Below are 7,192 nucleotides of genomic sequence, written 5' to 3'. Positions count from 1 at the left end.
GCATCTAATCTTTTATTTGCCCCGGCATCTAGTAATTTAAAATTACTGGTTTTCAACCTTATTTTTGCATCTTGAATTATTTCACTTGCAAACTTCAGCTTACTACTATGTTTAAATATCTGTTTCTCTTCTTCAGGCTTAAGCTTTTCATTCTTAATAAAGCAATCACATTGTTCTTGGGCTGCTAGTTCGTTAAATAGTTGTCCTCTTAGTTCTGTGTTAATTTCTGCCGGATAAATAGTGGCTATTTTCTTTAAATTATCCTCACCAAATTTATATATTAGATGATCACCGAAAATACTTCTTTTTTCTAACAACATTACGAACTTATCTTTATTATCACCTGCATAAGATAAAAGATATTTTTCAGTAAAAAGTTTGGTATTTTCATTTGTAATACTACTTACGTAATTAATATCACTTGCTGCTATTTTAAGAGCTAATCCTTTGTTTAGGAATAGAGGTTTATGTGTTTTATATTGTTCTGCTAACGGATCGTCTGTTTCTGCAAGTAATTTAGTTACAAACTCCTCTAAACTTACTATTTTGCTTGCTGAATTATCGATTGTAAATATTTCATAGTTTCTATCTTCAAATATTATCTTGCCTTCTATTCCTGGTTCTTTACTAACCGATACCGTAAAAGTAAAATTATATTTCTTTATACCATTTAAAATAAACTTACTCTCTAACTCATTTATCACACCGCTTTTTAATATGCTTTTACATATTTCTTTTAAAAAGATTTACGTTTCGCTTACATCCGGTAATTCGTTAAAACTCGCAATAAATCATTCTATTACTTCAGGATTTTTACTTTTTTCATATTCTTGAGTGATATAATCAGTTATTGTGTGTAGAGTGGTTTTGGCGTCTATTTCTAAATATAAATCCTTATCAAAATTTTGAGTTCTATGTAGATCAATTATTTTTATTAACCTATTAACTTGTTTATAACTAGCTTTATCAAATGATCTCACATTTATTATATTAATTAAACTTACAGCAGCTGCATATTTGACATCTGCGTTGTAGTAAGGCTTATTAAGTAGTAGCCCTTTTAAAATACTATATGCTCTTTCTGCTAGATGAGGTATTACTTCCACTATTCCCGCTAAATTCATAATCGCTTCACACCTAATATAATTTATCAATGTTAGAATTTATAATCAATTCTTTTACCCCTATAAATACTTCTATCGCTATATTAGGCTTTCTTTCTATTATCTCGACTCAACTTCCAAACAGCTGCATATCTGACATAACAGTTAGGATTATTAAGTAACTCTTTCAATCCAGTAATTATTTCTTCTGATGGCATCACTTTTACTATTTCTGCCATACTACTAGCAATCTCACACTTAATAAAATCTTCAATATTATGATCAATAATCAGCTTTTTTAAAACACTAAATGCTTCTTTTGCTAAACTAGGTTTTACCTTTACTATCTCAATCATGCTAGTAATAACTAAAGATTTATTTTGTAACTTTTGTACTTGTTTTAATAATTCTTCATCTAAATCAGATATAGTATTAATTATTTTAATCAATATTATATTTACACATCTATTTAATTCCCAAATATTTAATAATGATGTTATTGTGTTTACACTTTCTCGTATTACCATCTCGTCTATCGTCTCATCTAATATATGTGCCAATTTTTGTAATACTAACTTCTTTAATTGCGTATCATCAACTTTTAATAAACCGATTATATGTTGTTCCCAATCTGTAATATCTTTTAGTACGATCTCATCTATCAACTCTTGTATTTGTTTTAAATACGGTATTCTACTATTAAATTTTTCGTTAATTTTGCTTTGAGCTAATAAATGCATTAAGAGTATAATCTTTCTTTCAATTCCTAGCTCTAATATTCCATCAACATTACATGTTACAGCTTCCCAAAATATTTCTATTAACTCTTGATTATTTTCATTACTTACCATCCCTGCTAGAAACTTCAGAGTCATTAGATATTTCGGATCGTTTCGATGCACACCTATAAAATTTGCTGCTGTGTATTTTGTGTTGTTATCTGCTAACTGATTTTTTAAATAACATGCAGCTAGATATTCTTGAAATGTTAAATGAATAAATTGAAAATTTTGCCCTTCTCTTCTTAATAGCCCTTGTTCTATAACTTCGTCTATATCTAATATATCTTTCTTGCTTTCTACTACTTTGTTCTCTACTCACTTCCCTGTTGCAACAAACGACTCATAGGCTATTTGTTCTAAAAAACTCATTTTGTTTTTTAAGTGATTATTAGCTTCTGTTTTATTTTTATATTTATTTTGGTTTTTTTCTAGATGCCTATTATTAAGCCAGTTTATTATTTCACTATATAAACGACTTATATTAAAATCTTTATTACTGTTTTTTTGAAATTTATCCCTTATTGCTTGATCGCTCCAAACCAAACATATTAATGCAGTATTGATAGGAACTTCACATATTTCTTTTATTTGGCTATGAGTATCCAAAAAGATTTTTAATGGTGTTCCAAGCTCTTTATCATACTCAAAATTTTTATGTACATATTGCTCTATTCCCTCACTATCCCAGCCTGTATTGTCTACTTTCTGCTCAAACCTGTTGCTCATTTCTTCTATAACCGCATTAGGCCTAGAACTCATTACGATATTTTCATACTAAAATACCGAATCCATAATATCTCGGTAATCACGATTACTCTGTGATAAAAACGCTACCTCATCATAACCATCCAGTAGTAATAATATCCTATCTTTATCTTGTATGCTTTTTATATCTTCAAGTTTTATATCTTTAGAATCTAAACAATAATGGACAAAACAACTTAGTGTATCGTCATCTATATTAGTACCGTAACGTACTGTCCAATTGCTTAACAATTCCTTTAACCTGATTCTAAATACATAATCAAATTTGTCGTTCCACAGTTTTTCTTTTCCCCATTTATAAGATAGATAATGCATTAACGTGGTTTTACCTATTCCTACACTACCGAGTAACAATACTTTACCTATATCAACTTGCATTCTGTTTATTTTCTCAACTATATTTTTTATTTCTGAGGTACTTTTATTAGTTAGATTTCTGCGAAGTATCGCAAACTTATTTTCTTCATTTAGTGACTTAAATATATTATCAATTTTTTCTTCTTGAACTTGATAATTTTTATCAAACAACTCCCTTATCTTTTCTTCCGTATCTATTGGCTTTAAAAATATTCTCTATTTCTGCCGGTGATGAGACAGAAGTAGATTTCGGTACGTGGGCTAGTCCTTTTGTCGGCAATAGTACTCAAAAGGCACAAAATAATCTAAGCGGTTATAAATCTAACTCAACCAGCGGTACTGTCGGTTTTGATAGTTGAGTAGGCGATGATTTCTTACTTGGCGTTGCTTATGATACTAAGGTAAAGCAGAAAAATAATAATGTCGGCGATAAAAGTAAAGTACAGAGCAATATTTTCTTTATACGGCTTATATAATGTACCAAATAAAAATTGGTTTTTTGAAGGTATAGCTTCCTTACGGTGATAGTAAAGTTAAGAATTATTCACAGCGTAATATTGCTTTGGGTAAGAATTTGATCAGTTATGAAACGGCAATCGGTAAATATAAATCACGTTCATATACCGGACAGATTTTAGCCGGTTACAGTTATTTAGCTCCGAAAGCGATTAATTTAACCCCGACCGTGGGGATTAGATATGCCGATATTAGAGATTCAGGATATACTGAGACTGGTACGACTTCCTAAAATTTAATCGTTAAAGGGAAGAAGTATAATATGATTGAAGGGCTTGCAGGTGTTAGGATGTTAAAAGATATTAACATAGAAAATCTAGTTTTAATCCCTGCAATTTACGGCATGCTAGACTATCACTTTAAAGATAAAACTCCTGCTATCGATGCTAGGTTACAAGGGATGGACAGCCCATTTACGACTAATAGCTTTAAGCATGCTAAAACTAGCTTTAACTTTGGTGTCGGTGTGACTGCCAAACACCAAATGATGGAATACGGCGTTAATTATGATGCGAATGTGGCGAGTAAATATTTCGCTCAACAAGTTGATAAGCTTAGAAGTAAACTTTTAGAAGGTATATTTACAAATGAAAAATACGAAGAAGATAAATATAAATTAACAACACGTCGTGATAAAGTAATGTTAGAGATAGCAGAGCATAATAAAGGTGATGATTGTTTTACGGAAAAAATGATAGATGTACTAAATTTAGTTGCCAATGCACATCAATATTTTGTTTTGTCGAATGCTGAGGGAAAAAGACGCCTAATAAAAACTGTGTTTTCGACAATTAAATTAACAGGCAAAAAGCTTGCCTTTATGCTGCATTCGCCGTTTGATTCATTCGTAAATTTGTCAAAAATCGAGGGATGGCTCCCCGGGCCGGACTCGAACCAGCAACCGAACGGTTAACAGCCGTTTGCTCTACCACTAAGCTACCGAGGAATATTAAAAGCATCTGGAAGATTCAGATACTTCCTTATAACAAATCTTTATTATAACGTCTAGCGTTTTCTTTATATAAAATAAAAAAGTTTTATTCATCACCTATTTTTAAAGCTGCAATAAACGCAGATTGCGGAATTTCGATATTACCGTACTGTCTCATTCTCTTTTTACCTGCTTTTTGTTTCTCAAGTAATTTACGTTTACGACTTATATCACCGCCGTAACATTTAGATAAAACATCTTTACGTAGGGCTTTAATAGTCTCACGAGCGATAATACGACTACCTATACTTGCTTGAATTGCTATATCAATCTGCTGTCTCGGTATTAAATCCTTTAACCTTACGCATAATGCCCTCCCCCTTTGCTCGGCACATGAGCGGTGTACGATTGTGGATAGTGCATCAACCGCCTCTGCGTTAACCAAAATCCCAAGCTTAACAAGTTCGGAAGGTTCATAAACATCCATTTGCCATTCAAAACTTGCATAACCTTTAGAACAGCTTTTTAAACGATCGTAGCAATCGTAAACTATCTCATTTAGCGGTAATTTATAAATTATTTTAGCCCTATTTGCTATATAGCTATGATCAAGCTGCACCCCTCTCTTTTCCGTACAAAGCGATAGTACCGCACCTAAAAACTCATCAGGTACCATTATAGTTGCCTTAATCCAAGGCTCTTCCATTGATTCGATTTTTTGTAAATCAGGCAAATCTGCCGGGTTATGTATCTCTAAGTTCTCACCGTCCCGCATATGAATTTTATACACCACGCTTGGAGCGGTAGTGATTAAATCTAAATCGAATTCCCTACTTAAACGTTCTTGGATTATCTCTAAATGTAACAGACCTAAAAAGCCGCATCTAAAACCTACTCCGAGTGCCGAAGAGCTTTCCATTTCATACTCAAAACTAGCATCATTAAGGCGTAATTTAGCTAGTGAATCCTTTAGATGCTCAAATTCCGAGCTATCCGTTGGATAAAGACCACAAAACACTACGGGTAAGTTTGGTTTAAAACCCGGTAGAGCTTGCTCACAAGGCTTTTTTTCATCAGTGATAGTATCCCCAACTTTACAATCCGCTACTTGCTTTATAGCCGCAGTAAAGAAGCCGATTTCGCCTGCATGCAGAACATCCGAAATATGTTTTTTCGGAGTAAAATAACCAACATTCTCAACGGTATAAACCGAGTTAGTAGCCATCATTTTAATACGCATATTCTTACGTAAGTAGCCATCAATAACACGTACTAAACTAACCACGCCAAGATATGGGTCATACCAACTATCAACAAGCAAAGCTTTCAAAATATCAGAACTACTTTCTTTTGGCGGAGGTAATTTATTTACTATAGCCTCTAAAACTAAATCAATCCCTATACCGCTTTTAGCAGAGATTAGCACAGCCTCACTTGCATCGATTCCGATTATATCCTCTATTTGCTGCTTAACCTGTTCAGGTTCTGACGCCGGTAGGTCAAGCTTGTTAAGCACCAGTACAATCTCATGATCATTCTCGATTGCTTGGTAAACATTGGCAAGCGTTTGTGCTTCTACTCCTTGCGTACTATCAACTACCAATAACGAGCCTTCACAAGCAGCAAGTGACCTACTAACTTCATAAGCAAAATCGACATGCCCGGGAGTGTCCATTAGATTCAAATAGTAGGTGTTACCGTCTTTAGCTTTATATACAAGCCGCACGGTTTGTGCCTTAATAGTTATACCTCTCTCTTTTTCAATATCCATCGAATCTAGCACTTGCTGACTCATTTCCCTAGCCTGCAAGCCGCCGCAATGTTCAATTAACCTATCGGCTAACGTAGATTTACCGTGATCAATATGGGCGATTATTGAGAAGTTCCTTATATATTTTTGATGATTCATAATTATTGTGATATAATTTGCATTTGTTTATTGTCTGTTATCCCACGACTTGATCGCGGGCTCTTGTAATTACAGACTGTGTCCTGAGATCCCGCGATCAAGTCGCGGGATGACACTAAACCACGATAATATATAACAAAATCGAAATTTATAACAGGAAAAAATCATGCGAGCTGAAATAGAAAATTATGTAAAAAAAATTGAGCAGTCTTTAGAACTACTTTGGAGGTCACTTTGACGTTGAAGCATCAACTGAAAGACTGAACGCGTTAGAAGAGTTAACAGCCGATCCTAGTTTATGGAATGATCAGGCTAATGCTCAAAAATTACTGCGAGAAAAAAGTAATCTAGAAGAAAAACTAAACGCTTTTAATAAACTCAAATCCAATTTAAAAGATGCTTTAGAACTTGAAGAAATGGCTGAAGCCGAAAACGATTTAGAAACACTTTCACAAATTGAACAGGACTTAAAAAATTTAAGCATCATTGCTGCCAAATTTGAAACGGAATGTTTGTTTTCAGGTGAAGCAGACGGTAATAATTGCTTTTTAGAGATTAATGCTGGAGCCGGGGGAACTGAAAGCCATGACTGGGCGTCTATTATGATGCGTATGTATTTGCGTTTTGCCGAAAGACTCGACTTTAAAACCGAAATAATCAATATGATTAACGGCGAAGAGGCAGGCATTAAATCATGCACTATTAGGATAATAGGAAAACGTGCTTACGGCTGGTTTAAGACCGAAGCTGGCGTTCACAGATTAGTGCGTATTTCTCCGTTTTCATGCTCTTTATATAGAGTTTTAAATTGTCCGCCGGTATTGGTTTG

General features: G+C 33.6%; 6 protein-coding genes, 1 tRNA gene and 3 pseudogenes. 3 read left to right on the top strand and 7 right to left on the bottom strand.

Annotation, left to right across the window (positions count from 1 at the left end; translation table 11 throughout):
* The 5 genes and pseudogenes from O6R16_RS07565 to O6R16_RS07545 all read right to left on the bottom strand — a co-directional run.
* Nucleotides 1–704, bottom strand: a pseudogene (locus O6R16_RS07565) (hypothetical protein); the annotation flags it as partial.
* Nucleotides 705–791: 87 nt separating this feature from the next.
* Nucleotides 792–1,124, bottom strand: coding sequence for a hypothetical protein (locus tag O6R16_RS07560; protein ID WP_499680665.1), 333 nt, complete (start codon nt 1,122–1,124; stop codon nt 792–794).
* An 83-nt stretch (nt 1,125–1,207) separates the two neighbouring features.
* A complete protein-coding gene (locus O6R16_RS07555) occupies nt 1,208–2,005 on the bottom strand; it encodes a HEAT repeat domain-containing protein (protein ID WP_499680664.1) in 798 nt (265 codons plus the stop codon).
* A gap of 195 nt (nt 2,006–2,200) precedes the next feature.
* The gene (locus O6R16_RS07550; protein ID WP_499680663.1) at nt 2,201–2,644 is read right to left on the bottom strand and encodes a hypothetical protein; all 444 of its coding nucleotides are present in this window, start codon (nt 2,642–2,644) and stop codon (nt 2,201–2,203) included.
* Between the two features lie 15 nt (nt 2,645–2,659).
* Nucleotides 2,660–3,178, bottom strand: a complete 519-nt coding sequence (locus tag O6R16_RS07545) for an NACHT domain-containing protein (protein WP_499680662.1) — start codon at nt 3,176–3,178, stop codon at nt 2,660–2,662.
* 26 nt (nt 3,179–3,204) lie between these two features.
* Here O6R16_RS07545 and O6R16_RS07540 point away from each other — a divergent pair, with 26 nt between their 5' ends.
* Both O6R16_RS07540 and O6R16_RS07535 read left to right on the top strand, forming a co-directional pair.
* Nucleotides 3,205–3,366 carry an autotransporter outer membrane beta-barrel domain-containing protein gene (locus O6R16_RS07540; protein ID WP_499680661.1) on the top strand — a complete coding sequence of 54 codons (162 nt, stop codon included), beginning with the start codon at nt 3,205–3,207 and terminating at the stop codon, nt 3,364–3,366.
* 203 nt (nt 3,367–3,569) lie between these two features.
* Nucleotides 3,570–4,436: pseudogene (locus tag O6R16_RS07535) on the top strand (autotransporter outer membrane beta-barrel domain-containing protein).
* Here O6R16_RS07535 and O6R16_RS07530 read toward each other — a convergent pair.
* Both O6R16_RS07530 and lepA read right to left on the bottom strand, forming a co-directional pair.
* Nucleotides 4,395–4,469, bottom strand: a tRNA-Asn gene (locus O6R16_RS07530). The pseudogene O6R16_RS07535 and the gene O6R16_RS07530 overlap by 42 nt on opposite strands.
* Nucleotides 4,470–4,560: 91 nt before the next feature.
* On the bottom strand, nt 4,561–6,363 hold the full coding sequence (gene lepA, locus O6R16_RS07525; RefSeq protein ID WP_499680660.1) for a translation elongation factor 4: 1,803 nt from the start codon (nt 6,361–6,363) through the stop codon (nt 4,561–4,563).
* 166 nt (nt 6,364–6,529) lie between these two features.
* Between lepA and O6R16_RS07520 the strand changes: the two are divergent.
* Nucleotides 6,530–7,192 (top strand): annotated as a pseudogene (locus O6R16_RS07520) (PCRF domain-containing protein); the annotation flags it as partial.

This window comes from Candidatus Rickettsia tasmaniensis, assembly GCF_036857515.1.
GTDB lineage: Bacteria > Pseudomonadota > Alphaproteobacteria > Rickettsiales > Rickettsiaceae > Rickettsia > Rickettsia rickettsii.
Note: the sequence above shows the minus strand (reverse complement) of the source record. Positions and strands in the feature narration are given on the sequence as shown.